This is a genomic window from Rhodococcus sp. Eu-32 (assembly GCF_003336925.1).
GTDB classification, from domain to species: domain Bacteria; phylum Actinomycetota; class Actinomycetes; order Mycobacteriales; family Mycobacteriaceae; genus Rhodococcoides; species Rhodococcoides kyotonensis_B.
The window spans coordinates 313528-334349 of the sequence record NZ_QGNK01000001.1; the positions used below are offsets into that span (position 1 = coordinate 313528).

The following is a 20822-nucleotide window of genomic DNA, read 5'->3' on the forward strand; positions in this document are numbered from 1 at the left end:
AAGTCGTCCCGGTGCTCATTCGCGACACCGTGACCGAAGACCTTCCGTCGATCCTCGAGATCCACAACGACGCCATCAGGAACACGACGGCGATCTGGGACGAGACGGAAGTCGGTCTCGACGACCGGATGGAGTGGCTCGACGGTCGAATACGCGCCGGCTACCCCGTCCTGACGGCGGTGATCGACGGCCGGGTCGCCGGATACGCGTCGTACGCGCAGTGGCGGCCCAAGAGCGGCTACCGGCTCACGATGGAGCATTCGGTTTACGTGCAGGGCGACTTTCACCGGCGAGGCGTCGCGAGTGCGTTGATGACGGAGCTGATCGCACGTGCTCGTGACGCCGGAGTGCATGTGCTCGTCGGCGTCATCGAATCGCTCAACTCGACGTCCATCGCACTGCACGAGAAGTTCGGCTTCGTGACCGTCGGGCAGATGCCGCAGGTCGGCGTCAAGTTCGACCGGTGGCTGGATCTGACGCTGATGCAGTTGACGCTCTAGGCGGCTTTCCGTCGGCCCAGGACTGCCGCGAGCCCGCCGCCGACCGCGCCGAGAGCCAGCGCCGTCGGGACGCCGATCTTCGCCGCCTTGCGGCCGGTGCGGAAGTCGCGAATCTCCCAGCCGCGGTTCTTCGCCAGCTCGCGCAGGTCGGCGTCGGGATTGACGGCGACGGCAGTGCCGACGAGGGACAACATCGGCACGTCGTTGTGGCTGTCCGAGTACGCCGTGCACCGTTTGAGATTGAGGCCCTCGCGAATGGCGAGCGTGCGGACCGCATGCGCTTTGCCGAGCCCGTGCAGGATGTCGCCGACGAGCCGACCCGTGAAGATGCCGTCCTTGCTCTCGGCGACGGTACCCAACGCACCCGTCAGGCCGAGACGCTCGGCGATGATCTGCGCAAGTTCGAGCGGGGTCGCCGTCACGAGCCAGACCTGCTGGCCGGCGTCGAGGTGCATCTGGGCGAGCGCTGCGGTGCCAGGCCAGATCTTGTCGGCGATGAGCTCGTCGTAGATTTCCTCGCCGAGTCGTGCGAGTTCGGCGGTCGACCGGCCCGTGATGAACGACAGAGCCTTCTCGCGGCCGCTCGCGACGTCGTCGCTGTTCTCCTTGCCGCTCACTCTGAATTTGATTTGCTGCCAAGCGAATTGGGCCAGGTCGCCACTGGTGAAGTACTTGCGCGCTGCAAGGCCACGGGCGAAATGGATGATCGACGCACCCTGGACCATCGTGTTGTCGACGTCGAAGAACGCCGCGGCGGTCAGGTCGAGGGGAACGGTGTTGCCGCCCTCGATCTGCAACGCGATGGCGGCGTCGGCGCTGGCCTCACCTGCGACGCTGGCGCGAACCTGTGCGTCGGTCGGACCGAGCGGATTCCGAAAGCGACGTTTGCGCCGTTTGTCGGTCTCCGGGTCGGACGTCTCGAGCATGTCGGCGTCCGGCACGTCGGACACAGGCAGGTCGAGTTCGGCAGCCGTCTCGGGTGACGCGGCGTCGGACTCGGTTGCCTTGGACGTGTCGGCATCGGACGAATCGGTGCCAGGCGTCTCGGAACCCCCGTCGATCATCTTCGGCGTACCTCCCTGCTCGAGCGCTACCCACAACCCTAGACCGTGGGACCGTCACCGACCGAGCGTCCTGCAGGCGGATGACGTACCACGGAGGGCAGGACGCGGTGTGACGTTCGTCTCGAGCGGTGCCGGTGAAACAGTAGGGGCATGGAATCCGAACGCACGTCCGTGGTCCTTCTCACCCGCGCGGGCTGCCACACCTGCGCCGACGCTCTCGATGTTCTGACCGCGTTGTGCGCCGAGCACGGGCTCACCGTCGACACGATCGACGTCGACGAGGCCGCGGCGACCAGGCCTGACCTGCGCGCGGAGTACGGAGACCGCGTTCCCGTCGTCCTTCTCGACGGCCGTGAGCACAGTTACTGGGAGGTCGACGAGCTCCGATTGCGCGCCGATCTGGTTGCGCGAGGACACCCTAAGAACGTGTGATTGCTCTCGCTTTGCAGGTGAGGGCACCTCTAGCACGGATCCAGCGACTTTGTTCATTCGTTCACAAGCAGTTACCGTGGTTGAGGCGCAGGAGGGATTCCTGCGAGTTCAGCGGGGAACGAACCCTGCCGGACGCCACCATGAGCATCAGCAGGATCAGCGTGAAGAACGGCCGTCGCGGCCGGTCGGACGAGGAGCCAGGAACGTGACCCGAGAGCGCCCGGTTGTGCCGGCCCCGGTCGAGCGATCCGTCGGTTCCGAACGCGTCATCCCCCAGGCTACGGTGACCCGATTGGCGACCTACTTGCGGGTCCTCGGAATCCTCGCCGACGACGGCGTCCTCATCGTTTCCAGCGAAGAACTCGCCAACGCCGCGGGCGTGGGATCGGCGAAACTGCGCAAGGACCTGTCCTTCCTCGGACCCAACGGCGTGCGCGGAGTCGGATACGACGTCATGCGCCTACGCGCCAAGATCGAAAGCGCCCTCGGACTCGACCGCGGCCACAAGGTCGTCCTCGTCGGAGTCGGCAATCTCGGACAGGCCCTCGCGCGGTACGGCGGATTCGGCCGTCGCGGCTTCTCGATGGTCGGACTGTTCGACGTCGATCCGGCCCGCGTCGGCCTGGACATCGATGGCCTGCAGGTCAGGCACGTCGACACTCTCGAGGTCGGATGCCGTGAGCTCGAGGCCACCATCGGAGTCATCGCGACGCCGGACGACGCAGCCCAGGCCGTCGCGTCGGCGTTCGTCGCCGGGGGAGTCGAGTGCATCCTCAGCTTCTCCCCGGTGGAACTCGACGTCCCGGACCGTGTGGAAGTACGACGCGTCGACCTGGCCGTCGAAATGCAGGTCCTGTCGTTCAACAGCTCCCGCAGGGAAGCTGCCCACGGCGCACCGGATCTACCCACGACGCCTCGGTTGGGACGTAGCCGGGGCCCGAGAGTGTCGCCGGGCGGTCTGCCCGGAGCCGGAGTTGCGGCCGGCGTCATCAGTTCCCCGGGTTCTACCAGCAGTAACACAAGAAATGGATCGGTGATTGCACCGTGAGTGTCCTTCTCGTCGGGATTTCGCACCGTAGCGCTCCCGTCGCAGTCCTCGAGCGTGTCGCGATCACGGACACGGACCGTCCCAAGCTGACCGACAAGCTCATGGCCGGCGGGAACATCTCCGAGGTCATGGTGGTCTCGACGTGCAACCGCGTCGAGATCTACGCAGTGGTCGACGCGTTCCACGGGGCACTCGCCTCGGTCGGCGAGATTCTCGCCGAACACTCCGGACTGCAGGTCCCCGAGCTCACCAAGCACGCGTACGTGCGCTACAGCGAAGCCGCCGTCGAGCACCTGTTCGCGGTGGCCAGCGGCCTGGACTCCATGGTCATCGGCGAGCAGCAGATTCTCGGCCAGATCCGGACGGCGTATGCCGCGTCGGACAGCCAGCAAGCGTCGGGACGCGTGTTGCACGAGCTCGCGCAGCAGGCGTTGCGCGTCGGCAAACGGGTCCATTCGGAGACGGGCATCGACTCGGCGGGTGCGTCGGTCGTCTCGGTGGCGCTCGATCGCGCTGCCGCCCTGTTCGACGGCTCCCTCGCCGGCCGGACGGCCGTCGTCCTCGGTGCGGGTGCGATGGGCGGACTGGCCGTCGCGCACTTGGGACGCGCCGGAATCGGTCGGCTGATCGTCGTCAACCGCACCCGTGTGCGTGCCGACCACCTCGCCGAGACCGCGACGTCCGCGGGAGTGTCGGCCGTGGCCATGGACCTCGACGAGCTGCCTGCCGCGCTGGCCGACGCGGACATCCTCGTCACCTGTACCGGCGCGGTCGGCGCCGTCGTCTCGCTCGCGGACGCGCACCTCGCTCTCGCACAGCGTGAACCGGGTCGAACGCTTGCCATCTGCGACCTCGGACTGCCTCGCGACGTCGACCACGCCGTCGCCGGACTGCCCGGCGTCGACATCTTCGACATGGAGTCGCTGCAGCGCGACCCTGCGGCAGGAGCTGCGTCCACCGACGCGGCCGCGGCCCGCGAGATCGTCTCCTCCGAGCTGTCCGGATACCTTGCGGGCCAGCGCCTGGCCGAGGTCACTCCGACCGTCACCGCTCTGCGCCAGCGCGCCGCCGAGGTCGTCGAAGGCGAACTCCTGCGCCTCGAGTCGCGCCTGCCCGGCCTCGATTCGCCGCAGCGCGACGAGGTCGCCAGGACGGTGCGACGCGTCGTCGACAAGCTTCTGCACTCGCCCACCGTGCGGGTCAAGCAGCTCGCGACCACCCCCGGCGGCGACTCGTACGCCGCGGCACTGCGTGAGCTGTTCGAGCTCAGCCCAGGAACGGTCGAGGCTGTCGCCAGCCCGATCGAGATCAACGGAATGGAACTCGTGGACGACTTCACCGCCAGCCGTACCGATGCCCGGAAGGGAACGTCGGAGTGACCGGGACGGACAAGCGAGTAGTACGTGTCGGAACGCGAGGAAGCCTGCTCGCGACGACGCAGGCCGAGACGGTGCGGCAGGGCTTGATCGCCGCAGGCCTCGACGCCGAGCTGGTCATCGTGAAGACGGCAGGGGACCTGTCGGCGGCACCGGTTCAGGAGATCGGCGTCGGTGTGTTCACCGCGGCGCTGCGCGAGGCGTTGACGGACGGCAAGGTCGACGTCGCCGTGCACTCCTACAAGGACCTCCCGACGGCACCCGACGAGCGCTTCGTCATCGCCGCGATTCCGCCGCGCGAAGATCCCCGCGACGCACTCGTCGCACGTGACGGGCTCGTACTGGGAGAACTGCCGACCGGCGCGAAGGTCGGAACGTCGGCACCGCGTCGAGCAGCGCAGTTGCGCGCACTCGGCCAGGGACTCGACATCCTCCCGCTGCGCGGCAACCTCGATACCCGCATCGGCAAGGTCGCGTCCGGCGAGCTCGACGCCGTCGTCGTCGCCCGTGCCGGGCTGTCCCGCATCGGAAGGCTGGACGTCGTCACCGAATCGCTCGATCCGGTGCAGCTGCTTCCGGCGCCCGCACAGGGTGCGCTCGCCGTCGAATGCCGCGCGGGCGACACCGAACTCGCCGAAGCCATCGGCACGCTCGACGATCCGAACACCCGCGCGGCCGTGCTGGCCGAGCGTGGACTGCTCGCCGAACTCGAAGCAGGCTGTACCGCCCCCGTCGGTGCGATCGCCGAGGTCGTCGAATCCATCGACGAGGACGGACGCGTGTTCGACGAACTGTCGGTTCGCGGTTGCGTCGCGGCGATCGACGGCAGCGACACCATCAGGGCCTCGATCGTCGGATCGACTCACAATGCCGAGGAACTCGGCCGTGACCTGGCCCGCGAGCTGCTCGATCTCGGCGCACGCGACCTCGTCGATGTCACCGAGCCCGCCGCATCCGGAGGAACACCGCATGTCTAGGTCGATCACTGCACCCACACGCGGACGTGCCAAACGCAGGGCCTCACGGCCCCCGGTACGCGGCGAATCCATCGCGACCGCGCGCTTGATACCGAAACGGGGCTCGGCAACCCCGATCGAACTGCACTACCCGCACAAGACAGCACTGGAGAACAACCGATGAGCCCAGTCCGCAAGAACGCCAACGGACGGATCCTGTTCGTGGGGTCGGGGCCGGGCGACCCGGCTCTGCTCACCGTTCGAGCACGCGAGGTGCTCGGAGCCGCTGAACTCGCCTTCACCGATCCCGACGTCGACCAGGGCGTCATCGCACTCGTCGGCAACGACCTGCCGCGCGATCCGGAAACCGGTGAGAACGGCGTCGACGTCCGTCCCGCACTCGGCGAGCCCGCCGAGGTCGCCAAGACCTTGCTGACCGAGGCCAAGAACGGCCACGACGTCATCCGCCTCGTGTCCGGCGACCCGCTGACCGCGGATTCCGTCATTGCCGAGGTCACCGCGGTCGCCCGCACTCACGTGCAGTTCGAGGTGCTCCCCGGTCTGCCGTCCGGATCCGCCGTGCCGAGCTACGCCGGCATGGCCCTCGGATCGGGACACACCGAAGCCGACGTGCGCGGTGAGGTCGACTGGGCTGCGCTCGCCGCTGCTCCCGGCCCGCTCGTGCTGCACGCGACGTCCGGTCACCTGGCCGAGACGGCGAGCGCGCTCGTCGAGCACGGACTCGCACCGCAGACTCCCGCCGCGATCACCGTCCGCGGCACGACGCGTCAGCAGCGCACCGTCGAGGCAACGCTCGCGACGCTCAACGACGCGGGCAGCGAACTCGTCGGCTCACTCGTCGTGACCGTCGGCAAGGTCGTCTCCGGCCGAAACAAGATGTCCTGGTGGGAATCTCGCGCACTGTACGGCTGGACCGTGCTGGTGCCGCGGACCAAGGACCAGGCAGGCGAGATGAGCGATCGGCTCGTCACCCACGGAGCCATCCCGATCGAGGTTCCGACCATCGCCGTCGAGCCGCCTCGTAGCCCGGCGCAGATGGAGCGTTCGGTCAAGGGACTGGTCGACGGCCGTTACCAGTGGGTCGTCTTCACCTCCACCAACGCCGTGCGCGCCGTGTGGGAGAAGTTCGAGGAGTTCGGCCTGGACGCGCGTGCGTTCTCGGGCGTCAAGATCGCGTGCGTCGGCGAAGCAACCGCCGCCAAGGTCCGCTCGTTCGGCATCAACCCCGAACTGCTGCCGTCCGGTGATCAGTCGTCCCTCGGACTGCTCGAGGACTTCCCGCCGTACGACGAGGTCTTCGACCCGGTCAATCGGGTTCTGTTGCCGCGCGCCGACATTGCGACCGAGACGCTCGCCGAGGGTCTGCGTGAACGCGGCTGGGAGATCGACGACGTCACCGCGTACCGCACCGTGCGCGCCGCGCCGCCGCCGGCCGAGACCCGCGAGATGATCAAGACCGGTGGATTCGACGCCGTCTGCTTCACGTCGAGTTCGACGGTGCGCAACCTCGTCGGTATCGCCGGAAAGCCGCATGCACGCACGCTCGTCGCGTGCATCGGGCCCAAGACTGCCGAGACCGCAGTCGAATTCGGACTGCGCGTCGACGTGCAGCCCGAGACCGCGCAGGTGGGACCGCTCATCGAGGCGCTGGCCGAGCACGCAGCTCGCCTCCGCGCCGAGGGCGCGTTGCCTCCTCCGCGGAAGAAGAGTCGCAGGCGCTAACGCGCATGTGCGTGGGAATGTGTAGTGCCTTCGGGTCACTCCGCAGGCTCCGCTCCTGTCGGTCCCACATTCCCACGCGCGAGCCGAACGAAGTGAGGCATTCCATCGTGTTCCCAGTAGACCGCCCCCGCCGACTGCGTCGCACGCCGGCGATCCGCCGACTCGTCGCCGAAACCTCGCTGCAGCCACGGCATCTCGTTCTACCGATGTTCGTCGCCGACGGCATCGATGCTCCCCGTGAGATCACGTCGATGCCGGGCGTCTACCAGCACACGCTCGATTCGCTGAGCAAGGCCGCCGAGGAAGCGGTGGCTGCGGGCGTCGGCGGCGTGATGCTGTTCGGCGTTCCCCGGCCCGAGGACAAGGACGCCGACGGTTCCGGCGCCACCGATCCGCAGGGAATCCTCAATCGCGGTCTGCGACGGCTGAAGTCGGATCTCGGTGACGCCACCGTCATCATGGCCGACACGTGCCTCGACGAATTCACCGACCACGGCCACTGTGGAGTGCTGACCGAGAGCGGTGCCGTCGACAACGACGCGACGCTCACCCGATACGTCGACATGGCTGTCGCGCAAGCGGATTCGGGTGCACACCTGCTCGGCCCGAGCGGAATGATGGACGGTCAGGTCGCGGCGATTCGTGCCGGGCTCGACGCGGCCGGGCATCACGACGTCGGCCAGCTGGCGTACTCGGCGAAGTACGCGTCGGCGTTCTACGGACCGTTCCGCGAGGCCGTCGGGTCATCGTTGCAGGGCGATCGCCGTACCTATCAACAGGATTCGGCGAACCGTCGCGAAGCGACGTACGAGGTCGAACTCGATCTCGCCGAAGGCGCCGACATGGTGATGGTCAAACCCGCCATGTCCTACCTCGACATTCTGCGCGACGTCGCGAACATGTCTCCGGTTCCCGTTGCCGCATACCAGATCTCGGGTGAGTATTCGATGATCACCGCGGCTGCGCAGAACGGGTGGATCGACCGTGACGCCGCGATTCTGGAATCACTGACGAGTATCCGCCGCGCAGGTGCGGACATCGTGTTGACGTACTGGGCAACGGAAGCGGCGGGCTGGCTGTGAGTACTCCTTGGAACCCGGAGAACGGCCATCAGCCACCCGAGCCCGATTGGGCACGTTGGGAAGCCGAGCACGGTCCACCTCCGTTGGAACCGAAGCCGAGGCCCGCGCCGGTCGACGTCGAGACTGCCCGTCACCTCTGGTGGGGCGTGGCGCTGCTCGGCACGATCAACCTGTTGGCGACGCTGGTCGTCGTGTACGGGGAGCGCTCGGTGTTCGCGCAGCAACTCGTCGACGACATCAAGGCGCAGGACGCGTCCATCCCGCTGACGCTCGACACCGCCGAGAACTACCTGATCGCGGCACTCGTCGTGATGGTGTTGATCGCGGCCGGATTCGCCGCGTTGTTCCTGTACTGGGTGAACAAGATGCGCACGGGTCGGATGTGGGCCCGCATGGTGTTGACGATGATCGGAACGGCCACCGTTGTGCTGACCGTCCCGCAGTTGTTCGGATTCGGCGCGAACGACGGCGCCATGGCGATCGTCCTGGGTGTCGCGGGCATTCTGCAGGGTGTGCTGGCCGCGGGCGCGATCTACCTGATGCACCGCAGGGAGTCGAACGAATACTTCCTGGCGTCGCGTACGCCGAAACCATTTCGCTGACGTAGTTCGGTCAGTCCCGCGTGTCTCATGCGTCACATGCGCACCATGTGACTAGCATCACTCGTAAATGAACTTCGAGTGATCGGATCCAGTGCGATGACACAACCGGAAATTCGACGCGAGGACGAGGAACGCGGCAGGCCCGTCTGGGCGCTGTTGGGGCTTCTCGCAGCGGTGTCGGTCGCTGTCTTCATCATGGCCCTGGGCTTCACCGCCGGCTGACGCACGCCCTCGCCTCGGCGCTTCCGCGGAGCACTCGTGCAGGTGTACGGTGATTGCCGTCACAGCGATGTGCGAGGGGGAGTCCCATGCAGTTCGACGCCGAAGGACGGTCCAGCTGGGTCGTTCCTGCCGACTCCGCCAGGCACACCACGACAGTGAAATGTCCCCACAGCACCAGTCGTGAACTGCTGCTCATCGGACTGGTGGTGGCGCTCGGCATTCTCGTCGCGCTGATCATCGTGGTGCCTGCGCTCGTCACGGGCTGAACAGGCAGTATGTACGTGTGAGTACCAGTGTTCCCGCCGGTGCACGGCCCGGAGTCGTCACTGCCGCATACGTGTTGTGGCTGGTGGCCGCTATCCTGCTCGTTCTCGTCGCCCTGCTGACGCTGACGGCTCCCGTCGACCAACTGCGGTCCGCTCTCGAATCGCAGGGCAACAGCGCCGCAGACATCGATTCGTATCTGTCGTTCGTTCGGGTCATCGGAGTGGTCTGCGCGGTACTCGGTTTGACCCTGGGTTTCCTCGCCGGACCGGTGCGTGCCGGCCACGCGATGGTGCGGCGAATTCTCGTCGCACTGTCGGGGTTCGCCGCGCTGGTGCTGGTGTTCGGCGTGCTCGCGGTCGGGGCGTTCCAGGAACTTCTGGCCATCGCACTCGTGTTGCTCGCGGCGTGCATGCTCGTCTACCGCCCGCCGGCGCGTCGGTGGTTCCACGGTGACTGAACCCGGTCCTGTGCTGTTCACCGAGCCGGGGGCGCGGTGGCGGGCGTTGCTGTGGGGTCCGCTGTTCTGCATCGCCGTACTGATCGTCGAACTCCTGACCGGCCCGGTCGTGCACTGGGTCCCGCTCGGGATCTTCGCCCTCGTGCTCGTCGGCTTCACGTACGTGCAGGTCACGGCCGCGCGTCGGCACGTCAGTGTCGAACTCACGCCCACGGCGCTTCGGCAGGGAACCGAAGTGCTGGACATCTCGGACATCGACGCGATCCTGCCACCCGCCGACTATGCGGACGGCGACTACGAGCCGAAGAAGTGGGAAACCGCGCGCGTGCTCGGCGAGTTGCACGGTGTGCCGCGTCGACGCCACCCGATCGGGCTGCGTCTGGTCGGGGGTGCCTTGGTGCAGGCGTGGGCCAAGGACGACGACGGGTTGCGAGCGGGCCTCGAGCACGCCAAGAAGGAGATCGTGTGAGCAGAGCAGTGACCGCATTCGAGGCAGTGGGAGCAGTCGTCGCCGTGATCGTTGCCGTCGTGTGCTGGAACGTGGGCGTCGACGTGTATCGGTACGCCGCGGTTCCCGACGGCGCTCCGGCCTACACCTCCACGCAGTACTCCGGGTCGTGGATCACCATCGCCACGGTGTGCGTCGTCGTGGCAGGTCTGCTGGTCGTCGACGCGGTTCGCCGGTGGTCGTGGGTGCGTTCCCATACCCGGTAGGGGTATGGTGGTCGGCATGAGCAGCTACTCGACCGAGCAGGACGACCTCTTGAAGAGGCTCCGTCGTATCGAGGGTCAGATCGCCGGAATCTCGCGCATGGTCGCCGAGGACCGGTATTGCATCGACGTCCTCACCCAGGTGTCCGCCGCCACCAAGGCGTTGCAGTCCGTCTCGATCAAGCTGCTCGACGCTCACCTGGCGGGTTGCGTCGTCGAGGCCGCCAAGAAGGGTGGCCCTGAGGCGGATGCGAAGGTGAAAGAGGCGTCCGACGCCATCGCTCGCCTCGTCCGTTCCTGATTCGTGCGAAAGCAAGCGGAGAGAAGGTTGTTGGAGTGCAAAGCAGTTACGTCGTCGAGGGAATGACCTGCCAGCATTGTGCCGCTTCGGTTTCCGAGGAGATTTCCGAACTGGCGGGTGTCACCGACGTGCAGGTCGACGTCGCGACGGGCAACGTCGTGGTGTTCAGCGACAACGCAATCGAGAGTTCGGCAGTGGCCGCGGCCGTCACGGAAGCCGGTTACACGCTCGTATCGTGAGCAGCGGCGTTCGTTTCGGCGAAGTCCGGTTTACCTACTGATTACTGTGGTATCTGTCATGAGCCTGATTCGACCCCTGTCGAGGAGTGTTCGTGAACAAAGCGCTGACCGGTACCGGAGTTCTCGCGGCGAGCGTCTGTCTGACGCTCGCCTGTTCGTCGGGGGCGGGCGCCCAGCCCAGCCCTGACCTGCCCGAACTGCAGGTGACCACCGAGCTCGACGGGTTGAACAAGCCCTGGGACGTGGTCGTGGCGCCCGACGGCGCAATTCTCACCGGGGAGCGCAGCGGGCGTTTCGTCGTCAAACGACCTGACGGAACCGTCGCCGATCTGGCCGCGGACCTCGACGACCTGTATGCGCAGGGTGAGACCGGTCTGATGGGAATCGAACTGGCACAGGACTTCTCGGAGTCCCGTGCGCTGTACACGTGTCAGGGTGTCGAAGGCGAAGGGCTGGGAACCGGCAGCGCGATGCCCGGCAGTGCGGGCGATGGTGGGAACAGCATCGCAGTCTTTCGCTGGACCGTCGATCCGGAGTGGACCACCCTGACCCGCACGCAGACCGTCATCGACGACGTCCCCGTCGCTGCAACCGGTCGGCACGGAGGCTGTCGAATTCTGGCTGCGCCCGACGGCACTCTTTTCATCGGGACCGGTGACACGGCGTCGCCCAGCGTTCCCCAGGATCGAAACTCGTTGGGCGGCAAAGTTCTTCACGTGAATGCCGACGGTTCGGCGGCCGCCGATGCGCCAGGGCGCGTGTACACGCTCGGTCACCGCAACGTGCAGGGTCTGGCGTTCCAACCGGGAACCGATCGACTGTACGAAGTGGAGCAGGGAACGACCCGCGACGACGAGCTGAACCTGTTGGTCGCCGGCGGGAACTACGGCTACAAGCCCGACCGAAACCCGTTGATCTACGACGAGTCGGTGCCGATGACCGACCCGGAACGCGTCCCCGGGGCGATCGGAGCAGTCTGGAGTTCGGGCGAGCCGACCATCGCGACCCCCGACCTCGCCTTCGTCGACGGTTCGGCCTGGGGTGAGTGGGCCGGTGCGGCAGTCATCTCGAGCCAGCAGGGACAGAAGCTGGTGTTCCTGAAGCTCACCGACGACGGCACCCAGGTCGCGCAGGAAGCCGTCGCACTCGAAGGGGAGTACGGACGACTCCGGTCGATGGAGCCGCTGGCCGACGGATCGTTCCTGTTGACAACGGACAACGGAAACGGAGACCGGGTCCTGCGCGTCACGCCGAGCTCCTAGGGGATTTCGGACCGTCCGGGGGTTTCGGACCGTCCGGGGGTTTCGGACCGGCCGGGGCTTTCGGACCGCCCGGGGTTTTCGGACCGAAGGTGACGTTCGGTCACTCTGAGTGACCGTTGGACGCCCTCGCTCCGGAATCTTGCGGGACGCCAGGTGAGCGAATGACGCCCTCGGTCACTCAGAGTGACCGAGGGCGTCATCCGGTCCCGAGCGGGGGTCCGGTCCCGAACGGGGGTCCGGACCCGGGCGGGCGTCCGGACCCGGGCGGGGGTCAGGGGCCGAACGTGGGCACGGGCCGGAATGCCTGCGCAGCGTCAGGCCTTGCTGGGGTTCGCGGCTTCCTCTTCGTCGGTACCCGCTTGCGGGTGCCCGAGCATCGCTGCACCGAGGAGCTGTTCCGGCACCCCGAGGCCGTCGACGAGTTCGACGGCGTGCGGGCGCAGAGTTCGGCAGCGCTCGTTGATTCCGCGGGTCACGGCCTTCGAGCGTTCGGTGGACAGGTAGCGGTGCTCGATGAACCACGCCTTGTCCTCGTCGATGACCGACAGCGCGTACAGGTCGCACACCTGCTCGAGGATTTCCTTCGCCGTCTCGTCCTCACACGACGAGATTCCGGCGACGAACGCTTCGAGGATGATGCGGTCGATGTGCGCGCTGGCCGCGTGCAGCACGTGATCCTGGACCGAGTTGAACGCGTCGAACGCGCTCATTTCCTTCGCCTTGCCCTGCAGACGGCGGGCGACGGTGGACAGCAGGTAGTCCTCGCGGTCTTCGAACATCTTGACCTGGGTGCCGCGGTTGAACAGCGAACCCTCTTCCTCGTTGTCCTGCCGGCTGTCGAGGATCGTCTGCATGATCGTTTGTGCCGCAGTACGTTTCACGACGCGATCGCCCGCGAACTCGGCCGCGAACCGCACCCATTCGACGGGGCTCATGCTCTTGACGTCGTCGGCGTACGCGGTGAGGAGCTCCTTCGCGACGAGCTGCGTCAGAACGTGGTTGTCCCCTTCGAACGTCGTGAACACGTCGGTGTCCGCCTTGAGCGAGATCAAGCGGTTCTCGGCGAGATAGCCTGCGCCGCCGCATGCTTCGCGTGCTTCCTGGATCGCCTTGGTGGCGTGCCAGGTGTTGGCGGCCTTCAATCCTGCTGCGCGAGATTCAAGTTCGCGCTGCTCCTCGGCGTCGGGGTTGTCGGCCGTCTGCAGCTCGTGCAGTTTGGCGACCAGTTCGTTCTGCGCGAACTGCAATGCGTACGACTTCGCGATCAGTGGGAACAGTCGGCGCTGATGGACGAGGTAGTCCATGATCAGCACTTCCTCGTCGGACTTCGGCGCCGAGAACTGCCTGCGCTGCAGGGCGTATCTCGTCGCGATGTCCAGTGCGACGCGTGCCGCCGCTGCCGCACTGCCGCCGACGGTGACGCGTCCGCGGATGAGCGTGCCGAGCATCGTGAAGAAGCGTCGGCTGGGATTCTCGATCGGTGACGAGTAGGTGCCGTCCTCGGCGACGTCGGCGTACTTGTTCAGCAGGTTGTCGCGGGGGATACGGACGTGGTCGAACATGATGCGGCCGTTGTCGACACCGGGCAGACCGCCCTTGTACTGGCAGTCCGAGGTCGTGACGCCCGGTAGGTCGTCGCCGTTCTCGTCGCGCAGCGGCACGAAGAAACAGTGGACGCCATGGCTTTCCGGCTCCTCACCCGGACCGGCGGTGATCAGTTGCGCGAACACTGCTGCGACGGTGGCGGTTTCGGCGGCGCCGCCGATGTAGTCCTTGCGCGACGACGGAGTCGGCGAGTGGACGACGAATTCGCCCGTCTCGCGATCGTAGGTGGCCGTCGTCTCGAGCGACTGCACGTCGCTGCCGTGGCCGGTCTCGGTCATCGCGAAGCAGCCGAGCAGATCGAGGTCGATGAGGCGTCGGACATACGCTTCGTGGTGGCGTTCGGTGCCCAGGTTCTCGATCGCGCCGCCGAACAGGCCCCACTGGACACCTGCCTTGACCATGAGCGACAGGTCGGACATGGCGAGCATCTCGATCATCGTGACGGCTGCGCCGACGTCGCCGGTGCCGCCGTGTTCCTTCTTGAAACCGTCGTCGGCTGCGCCGTGCTGCGCGAGCAGCTTCAGTTGCTCGAGCGCCTTCGTCCGCGCGATGACGGTGTTGGGTGTGTAGTGCGGGCGGAACTCGTCCCGGACGAGTTGTGCGCGGGCCTCGTTCTTCACGTCGCGCCAGCGACCGTCCAATGTGTTACGCAGATGCTCCGAGGTGGTTGCCATACTCGACGGTAACCTGTCGCGCGGTCCAATAAACCTACTTCGAGATCAGGACGGCCACAGGTATTCGCGGCCGAACGCGCGCACACGCGACCAGAAGCTGCTACGCCCGTACGGACCGTCGTGAAACAGCGACGCGCCGCCGTCCTCGATGGCTCGGGTCACGATGGGGCTGAAACCGTCGAGTTCGCGGATGAGGTGTTCCCGGAAACCATCCGGCCAGGAGTACCGCGCGGGTTCGTGTTGTGCCTCCATGCACGCCGAGTGTAATGCAGTGGTAACACGGGCGTTACACGATTCGCGGGCGGTTACGTAGGGTGTCGGACCATCGATACTTCACGGATACTTCGGATCGATGCCGACCACGTGTGGCATCCGTATGGCGGATTCCCCAGCTCGACGACCCCGCTCGTCGTCGAGAGTGCGGACGGGGTTCGGCTGCGGCTCGCCGACGGCACCGAGTTGATCGACGGCATGAGCTCGTGGTGGGCGGCCGTCCACGGCTACCGCCACCCCGTTCTCGACGCGGCCGCCCGGGACCAGTTGGGCCGGATGTCTCACGTCATGTTCGGCGGCCTGACCCACCACCCGGCGGCGCGTCTGGCCGAGCTGTTGGTCGCCATCACCCCGCACGGTCTGGAGAAAGTGTTCTTCGCGGATTCGGGTTCGGTGTCGGTCGAGGTCGCGGTCAAGATGTGTATCCAGTACTGGCGTGCGTGCGGTCGGCCCGGCAAGAACCGGCTGCTCACGTGGCGCGGGGGTTATCACGGCGACACGTTCGCGCCGATGAGCATCTGCGATCCCGACGGCGGTATGCACGCGCTGTGGACGAACGTGCTGACGCAGCAGATCTTCGCGCCGTCGCCGCCGCGCGAGTTCGACGCCGACTACGTCGTCGAGTTCGAGACCATCCTCGCGGCGCGGGCCGACGAGATCGCCGCGATCGTCGTCGAACCCGTCGTGCAGGGGGCGGGCGGGATGCGCTTCCACGATCCGCGTTATCTCACCGAACTCCGGCGCATGGCCGACGAGCACGGTGTGCTGCTGGTGTTCGACGAGATCGCCACCGGGTTCGGCCGCACCGGCGCGTTGTTCGCTGCGGACCACGTGTCCGTGACACCGGACGTGATGTGCGTCGGCAAGGCTCTGACCGGCGGATACATGACGTTGGCGGCGACGCTGTGCACCGCGGACGTGGCTGCTGCGATCAGCGCGGGCGAGGCAGGCGGACTGATGCACGGCCCGACGTTCATGGGCAATCCGCTCGCGTGTGCGGTGGCGGTCGCGGCCGTCGAGCTACTGCTGGGACGCGACTGGCAGGGCGAGGTCGCGGCCCTCGAGTCCGCCCTTCGGCGTGGTCTCGAGCCCGCCCGCACCCTCGATGCCGTCGCCGACGTCCGCGTCCTCGGCGGCATCGGCGTCGTCGAGATGCACGAACCCGTCGACATGCAACGCGCCACCGACGCGGCGACCCGGGAGGGCGTGTGGCTGCGCCCGTTCGGCAAGCTCGTCTACGCCATGCCGCCGTACGTGTGCAGCGGAAACGACGTCGACGCCATCACGAGGGCGATGGTGGCGGTCGCGTCGACGGTTTGAACTTGAACACCGTTCAAGTATGGTCGCTCGCGTGGCGACACTCGACTGGCTGACCGACGCGGCACAGCACCGACGGAACTCGGGGCTGCACCGCGTGCTTCGTGCGCGTACGACCGCCGATCGGATGATCGACCTCGCATCGAACGACTACCTCGGTCTCGTGCGGCATCCCGACGTCGTCGATGCGGCCTGTGCGGCAACGCGAGCGTTCGGAACCGGTGCGACGGGATCGCGCCTGGTCACCGGCACCACCACGCTGCACGACCAACTCGAGAACGCCCTGTCGACGTTCATGGGCGCGGAGTCCGCGCTCGTTTTCTCGTCCGGCTACACCGCGAATCTGGCGGCAGTCACCGCATTGTCGGGCCGCGGGTCGCTCGTGTTGTCCGACGCACACTCCCATGCATCGCTCGTCGACGCCTGCCGGTTGTCGAGGGCGCGCGTCGAGATTTACGCCCGCACGGACCTGGCGCGCGTCGAACACCTGCTTCGGGAGCGTTCCGAGGAGCGCGCCCTCGTCGTCACCGACTCGGTGTTCAGCGCCGACGGTGAGCTCGCCCCACTCGGCGAACTGCACCGGCTGTGCAGAGCGCACGAGGCGCTGCTCGTCGTGGACGAAGCCCACGGGCTCGGCGTGCGCGGAACGGGCGGTCGTGGGTACGTCGAGGAGCAAGGCCTCGACGGGGCGCCGGACATCGTCGTCACGGCCACGTTGTCGAAATCGCTTGCGTCGCAGGGAGGCGTCGTGCTCGGCCCGGCTGCCGTCCGGGACCATCTGATCGACACCGCACGGCCGTTCGTCTTCGACACCGGGCTCGCGCCTGCAGCCGTCGGGGCGGCGTCGGCGGCATTGACCGTGCTGAGGAACGAGCCCGAACGAGCCGCCGCGGTGCGCGAGCGCGCCGACCGTCTCGCCGATATCGCGGGCGTCCCGCACTCGCAGTCGGCCGTGGTGTCCGTCGTCCTCGGCGACCCGGACACAGCGGTCCGCGCTGCCGGCGACGCGCGCGAACAGGGCGTGCACGTCGGCTGCTTCCGGCCACCGTCGGTCCCGGCGGGGACGTCGAGGCTGCGGCTGACCGCACGTGCGACGTTGACCGACGACGAGCTGGATCGCGTCGCGCAGGTCCTCGGGTCGGTGCTCGATCGAGCAGCGGCATGACGGTTCTGATCGTGACCGGGACGTCGACGGATGTCGGAAAGACCGTGGTCACTGCGGCCCTGGCGGCGACGGCTCAGGCGTCGGGCAAGTCGGTTGCGGTGTGCAAACCTGCGCAGACCGGTGTGCTTCCAGGTGAGCCGGGGGACTTGGCCGAGATCGAACGGCTCACGGGCGTCGACCGGCTGCACGAATTCGCCCGCTATCCGGATCCGCTCGCTCCGAACGTCGCTGCGCGTCGCGCCGGGCTGCCCGAGCTGGCTCTCGACGACGTGGCGGCGGGCATCGACGCGATCGACGGCGACCTCGTGCTCGTCGAAGGGGCAGGCGGCCTCCTCGTCCGGTTCGGCGACTTCACGCTGCTGGATGTCGCTCGGCGCCTGAACGCATCGGTCGTCGTCGTATGCAGCGCCGGGCTCGGCACGCTGAACCATTCGCAGCTCACGACGGATGCTCTTGCCGCAGCCGGCGTCCACTGCGCGGGGCTGATCATCGGCTCCTGGCCGGCGGACCCCGATCTCGCTGCTGTCACCAACCTCGCCGAACTTCCCGACGTCACCGGCGTGCCCCTGATCGGCCGCGTGCCTGCGGGCGCAGGATCGCGCACCCGCGAGAGCTTCGTCGCCGACGCCCCAGGGTGGCTACGCCCCGTGCGTGCGAATGCATAGCGGGCTGCACATTCGCGCGCACGTGCGGCGCAGCCGCCTCTGGCGCAGCCGCTTCCGTTTGTCGAACGCTGCGCCGGGTATCCGCACCCACGACTACTAGGTTGGGGAGCGGACATGAACACAGCAGTCTGGATCATCATTGCGGTCGTCGTCGTTCTGATCGTCGTCGCACTCGCACTGGCGCTGTCTCGTAAACAGCAATCGGCCAAACGGGCCGAAGCGAATCGCATCCGTGAGAAGGCCGCCGAGCGGGCCACCGACGTGGAACGTCAGCAGGCCATCGCCGACGAAAGTGCGGCAAAGGCACGTCGCGCCGAGGCCGACGCGGAAGCCAAGGCCGCCGAGGCGCGCAGGCTCTCGCTGCAGGCCCAGGAACACCAGGGCGATGCTGCAACGTCACGCGACGAGCTCGACGCCGAATTCGCCCGCGCGAACAAGGTCGACCCGGACGTGAAGACCGGAGGCCGGGGCCAGGAACACAGGACCCAGGAACACGGGACCCAGGAACACCGGGTTCAGGAACACCACGGCCGCGATCACACAGCACAGAACCCCGCCGCGCAGCAGAACCCCGCCGCGCAGCACAACCCCGCCGGCCCCGACGGCAGGCATGTCGACACCGGTCGGACCGATCGGAATCACGTCGTCGACCCGAATCACGTCGGCGAGCATCGCCGGCCCCAGTGATGCACGGACCGGGTCCGACCTAGAGGCCGCGTCGCCGCAACTGATTGCCCACCCGCCGCAGCTCGTTCTCCGCACGGAGAACGAGTTCGGCGGGTGCGTTCGTCTGAATGGCTTCTCGTACTTCGCTTCTCAGCTTGTCGTACAAGTCGCAGAGATCGTCCGAACTCATTTCGGCGATCGACTTCTGTGATGTAGTCACGTCGATGACCTCCCGACACGGTCCGCCTGTGCGACACGACATGCGTATCGCCGACTCATCCCAAACTACTCTCGGCAGCCGGACGTAGCCAGGTCTCGGTAACCTGACATTTCGGACAGTGCGTTTCTCGATCGAAGGGCGCGTCATGAGCGATATGGAGAGGTTCGACGGCAGGGCCGACCGGATTCGCGTCGGAACTGCCGAACGTGAGGACACGGCCAGGTTTCTCGGTACGGCCATGGCCGAGGGACGACTGACGATGGCCGAGTACGAGCAGCGGCTCGACGCCGTCTGGACATCGTCGACGCGCGGCGAGCTCGCCCGACTCACCGACGATCTTCCCGTCGAGAAGCCTGCCGATCCGCCCGCCGAGTCGACGAGCTCCAAGGAATGGCGAGAGTACTTCGACGAGTGGCGCTGGTGGTTCGGCGGCGCCGTCATCATGACCGGGATCTGGGGGTTCCAGTCGATCTCCGAAGGCGAATTGAACGGGTACTGGCCCGGGTGGCCGCTGGGCATCTGGGCGTTGATCCTCGTCGCGATGATCTTCTTTCCGGACGACAAGGACGACGACGAGGACGAGAAGCGCTGAATTATTACGCCCTGTAGTTGGCGAGATCGGCAAACCTGGGACACTGGGTTTCGTGACTGTTTCCCCCGGCTACGAGCCCGAAGTTTCGGCCCAGCTCTTCGAGCGCGCGAGCGCTGTCATCCCCGGTGGTGTGAACTCCCCGGTGCGCGCATTCCACTCGGTGGGTGGAACTCCTCGGTTCATCACCGAGGCCAGCGGATACACGATGACGGACGCCGACGGAAACAAGTACGTCGACCTCATCTGCTCGTGGGGTCCGATGATCCACGGGCATGCACATCCGGCCGTCGTCGACGCCGTTCAGAAGGCCGCGGCGACCGGCCTGTCCTTCGGCGCACCGACCGAGCGTGAAATCGCGCTCGCGGAGGAAATCGTGCGCCGCGTGGGCCCCGTCGACCAGGTTCGGCTTGTGAATTCCGGCACAGAGGCGACGATGAGCGCCGTCCGGTTGGCGCGTGGATTCACCGGCCGCACCAAGATCGTCAAGTTCTCCGGCTGCTACCACGGACACGTCGACGCGTTGCTCGCCGACGCCGGATCCGGCCTCGCCACGTTCGGGCTGCCGACGTCGCCCGGCGTCACCGGCGCACAGGCGTCGGACACCATCGTCGTTCCCTACAACGACCTCGCGGCCGTCGAAGCGGTCTTCGCCGAGAACCCGGACCAGATCGCGTGCATCATCACCGAGGCCGCGGCAGGCAACATGGGCGCGGTCCCGCCTGTCCCCGGCTTCAACGCCGGTCTTCGACGCCTGGCCACGGACAACGGCGCGCTGTTGATCATGGACGAGGTGATGACGGGCTTCCGCGTCAGCGCCGCCGGGTGGTACGGCATCGACGGCATCGCCGGTGACCTCTACACCTTCGGCAAGGTCATGAGCGGTGGTCTGCCTGCCGCGGCCTTCGGAGGACGCGCCGACGTCATGGCTTACCTGGCACCCGCCGGACCGGTCTACCAGGCGGGCACGTTGTCCGGTAATCCCGTCGCCGTTGCGGCGGGCCTGGCGAGCCTGCAGCTGGCCGACGCGGCCGTCTACGAGAAGCTGCAGAAGAATTCCGAGCGTCTCGGCGGCCTGCTCGGCGACGCGTTGACCGAGGCAGGCGTTCGTCATCACGTGCAGTTCGCAGGCACTATGGTGAGCGTGTTCTTCTCGGACGGTCCCGTCACCGACTACGCGGGCGCCAAGGCTGCGGAGACGTGGCGCTATCCGGCCTTCTTCCATGAGCTGCTCGCCCGCGGGGTCTACCCGCCGCCGAGCGCGTTCGAAGCGTGGTTCGTGTCTGCGGCACTCGACGACGCCGCGTTCGAGATCATCGCCGAAGCCCTTCCCCATGCAGCCCGCGCAGCGGCCCGAGCAGAAGCAGGAACCAAGTGAGCAGCCCT

The 20822-nt window shown here is 67.0% G+C and carries 26 protein-coding genes; 22 read left to right on the forward strand and 4 right to left on the reverse strand.

Features of this window, described 5'->3' with window-relative positions; all coding sequences use genetic code 11:
- Positions 1-11: 11 nt before the first annotated feature.
- Positions 12-500 (forward strand): GNAT family N-acetyltransferase, encoded by a 489-nt coding sequence (locus DK926_RS01565; protein WP_114328146.1) that lies wholly within the window; start codon positions 12-14, stop codon positions 498-500.
- Here DK926_RS01565 and DK926_RS01570 read toward each other — a convergent pair.
- Positions 497-1426, reverse strand: a complete 930-nt coding sequence (locus tag DK926_RS01570; RefSeq protein WP_068427487.1) for an HAD-IB family hydrolase — start codon at positions 1424-1426, stop codon at positions 497-499. The genes DK926_RS01565 and DK926_RS01570 overlap by 4 nt on opposite strands.
- 288 nt (positions 1427-1714) lie before the next feature.
- Here DK926_RS01570 and DK926_RS01575 point away from each other — a divergent pair, with 288 nt between their 5' ends.
- From DK926_RS01575 to DK926_RS01640, 15 genes are all read left to right on the forward strand, one after another.
- The gene (locus DK926_RS01575) at positions 1715-1996 is read left to right on the forward strand and encodes a glutaredoxin family protein (RefSeq protein ID WP_114328148.1); all 282 of its coding nucleotides are present in this window, start codon (positions 1715-1717) and stop codon (positions 1994-1996) included.
- 226 nt (positions 1997-2222) lie between these two features.
- A complete protein-coding gene (locus DK926_RS01580; RefSeq protein WP_243636616.1) occupies positions 2223-3044 on the forward strand; it encodes a redox-sensing transcriptional repressor Rex in 822 nt (273 codons plus the stop codon).
- Positions 3041-4423, forward strand: a complete 1383-nt coding sequence (locus DK926_RS01585) for a glutamyl-tRNA reductase (protein WP_114328150.1) — start codon at positions 3041-3043, stop codon at positions 4421-4423. The genes DK926_RS01580 and DK926_RS01585 overlap by 4 nt, the downstream gene beginning before the upstream one ends.
- Positions 4420-5397, forward strand: coding sequence for a hydroxymethylbilane synthase (gene hemC / locus DK926_RS01590; protein WP_114328152.1), 978 nt, complete (start codon positions 4420-4422; stop codon positions 5395-5397). Before DK926_RS01585 ends, hemC begins: the two co-directional genes overlap by 4 nt.
- Positions 5398-5556: 159 nt before the next feature.
- Entirely contained in the window at positions 5557-7119 is a 1563-nt protein-coding gene (locus tag DK926_RS01595; RefSeq protein ID WP_068427431.1) for a bifunctional uroporphyrinogen-III C-methyltransferase/uroporphyrinogen-III synthase, read from the forward strand.
- Positions 7120-7226: 107 nt separating this feature from the next.
- Positions 7227-8201: a porphobilinogen synthase gene (hemB, locus tag DK926_RS01600; RefSeq protein ID WP_114328640.1), complete on the forward strand. Its 975-nt coding sequence runs from the start codon at positions 7227-7229 to the stop codon at positions 8199-8201.
- Positions 8198-8803, forward strand: coding sequence for a hypothetical protein (locus tag DK926_RS01605; RefSeq protein WP_068427435.1), 606 nt, complete (start codon positions 8198-8200; stop codon positions 8801-8803). Before hemB ends, DK926_RS01605 begins: the two co-directional genes overlap by 4 nt.
- 96 nt (positions 8804-8899) lie before the next feature.
- Positions 8900-9025 carry a hypothetical protein gene (locus DK926_RS27200; RefSeq protein WP_261768920.1) on the forward strand — a complete coding sequence of 42 codons (126 nt, stop codon included), beginning with the start codon at positions 8900-8902 and terminating at the stop codon, positions 9023-9025.
- A gap of 86 nt (positions 9026-9111) precedes the next feature.
- Entirely contained in the window at positions 9112-9291 is a 180-nt protein-coding gene (locus DK926_RS01610; RefSeq protein ID WP_114328154.1) for a hypothetical protein, read from the forward strand.
- Between the two features lie 17 nt (positions 9292-9308).
- Positions 9309-9749 (forward strand): hypothetical protein, encoded by a 441-nt coding sequence (locus tag DK926_RS01615; protein ID WP_114328156.1) that lies wholly within the window; start codon positions 9309-9311, stop codon positions 9747-9749.
- Positions 9742-10218: a hypothetical protein gene (locus DK926_RS01620; RefSeq protein ID WP_114328158.1), complete on the forward strand. Its 477-nt coding sequence runs from the start codon at positions 9742-9744 to the stop codon at positions 10216-10218. The genes DK926_RS01615 and DK926_RS01620 overlap by 8 nt, the downstream gene beginning before the upstream one ends.
- Positions 10215-10463, forward strand: a complete 249-nt coding sequence (locus DK926_RS01625; RefSeq protein WP_114328160.1) for a hypothetical protein — start codon at positions 10215-10217, stop codon at positions 10461-10463. Before DK926_RS01620 ends, DK926_RS01625 begins: the two co-directional genes overlap by 4 nt.
- A 16-nt stretch (positions 10464-10479) precedes the next feature.
- Positions 10480-10761 (forward strand): metal-sensitive transcriptional regulator, encoded by a 282-nt coding sequence (locus tag DK926_RS01630; RefSeq protein ID WP_068427494.1) that lies wholly within the window; start codon positions 10480-10482, stop codon positions 10759-10761.
- A 35-nt stretch (positions 10762-10796) separates the two neighbouring features.
- Positions 10797-11000, forward strand: coding sequence for a heavy-metal-associated domain-containing protein (locus DK926_RS01635; RefSeq protein ID WP_243636585.1), 204 nt, complete (start codon positions 10797-10799; stop codon positions 10998-11000).
- A 92-nt stretch (positions 11001-11092) separates the two neighbouring features.
- Positions 11093-12262, forward strand: coding sequence for a PQQ-dependent sugar dehydrogenase (locus DK926_RS01640; RefSeq protein ID WP_114328643.1), 1170 nt, complete (start codon positions 11093-11095; stop codon positions 12260-12262).
- 314 nt (positions 12263-12576) lie between these two features.
- Here the strand turns inward: DK926_RS01640 and DK926_RS01645 are convergent, their stop codons facing one another.
- Both DK926_RS01645 and DK926_RS01650 read right to left on the reverse strand, forming a co-directional pair.
- Positions 12577-14541 (reverse strand): acyl-CoA dehydrogenase, encoded by a 1965-nt coding sequence (locus DK926_RS01645; protein WP_114328162.1) that lies wholly within the window; start codon positions 14539-14541, stop codon positions 12577-12579.
- A gap of 45 nt (positions 14542-14586) precedes the next feature.
- Positions 14587-14793 carry an inositol 2-dehydrogenase gene (locus tag DK926_RS01650; protein WP_068427444.1) on the reverse strand — a complete coding sequence of 69 codons (207 nt, stop codon included), beginning with the start codon at positions 14791-14793 and terminating at the stop codon, positions 14587-14589.
- Between the two features lie 72 nt (positions 14794-14865).
- Here DK926_RS01650 and DK926_RS01655 point away from each other — a divergent pair, with 72 nt between their 5' ends.
- From DK926_RS01655 to DK926_RS26970, 4 genes are all read left to right on the forward strand, one after another.
- Complete coding sequence (locus DK926_RS01655) at positions 14866-16134, forward strand: adenosylmethionine--8-amino-7-oxononanoate transaminase (RefSeq protein WP_114328164.1); 1269 nt, start codon at positions 14866-14868, stop codon at positions 16132-16134.
- A 19-nt stretch (positions 16135-16153) separates the two neighbouring features.
- Positions 16154-17296 carry an 8-amino-7-oxononanoate synthase gene (locus tag DK926_RS01660; RefSeq protein WP_114328166.1) on the forward strand — a complete coding sequence of 381 codons (1143 nt, stop codon included), beginning with the start codon at positions 16154-16156 and terminating at the stop codon, positions 17294-17296.
- A complete protein-coding gene (gene bioD, locus DK926_RS01665) occupies positions 17293-17961 on the forward strand; it encodes a dethiobiotin synthase (protein ID WP_114328168.1) in 669 nt (222 codons plus the stop codon). The genes DK926_RS01660 and bioD overlap by 4 nt, the downstream gene beginning before the upstream one ends.
- Before the next feature lie 114 nt (positions 17962-18075).
- A complete protein-coding gene (locus tag DK926_RS26970) occupies positions 18076-18648 on the forward strand; it encodes a hypothetical protein (RefSeq protein WP_243636586.1) in 573 nt (190 codons plus the stop codon).
- A gap of 19 nt (positions 18649-18667) precedes the next feature.
- Here DK926_RS26970 and DK926_RS26405 read toward each other — a convergent pair whose 3' ends face one another.
- A complete protein-coding gene (locus DK926_RS26405) occupies positions 18668-18847 on the reverse strand; it encodes a hypothetical protein (RefSeq protein ID WP_125833356.1) in 180 nt (59 codons plus the stop codon).
- A 145-nt stretch (positions 18848-18992) separates the two neighbouring features.
- Between DK926_RS26405 and DK926_RS01675 the strand changes: the two genes are divergently transcribed.
- Together DK926_RS01675 and hemL are read left to right on the forward strand one after the other, a co-directional pair.
- Positions 18993-19439: a DUF1707 domain-containing protein gene (locus tag DK926_RS01675; RefSeq protein WP_243636587.1), complete on the forward strand. Its 447-nt coding sequence runs from the start codon at positions 18993-18995 to the stop codon at positions 19437-19439.
- Between the two features lie 52 nt (positions 19440-19491).
- Positions 19492-20814, forward strand: coding sequence for a glutamate-1-semialdehyde 2,1-aminomutase (gene hemL / locus DK926_RS01680; RefSeq protein WP_114328172.1), 1323 nt, complete (start codon positions 19492-19494; stop codon positions 20812-20814).
- Positions 20815-20822 lie beyond the last annotated feature (8 nt).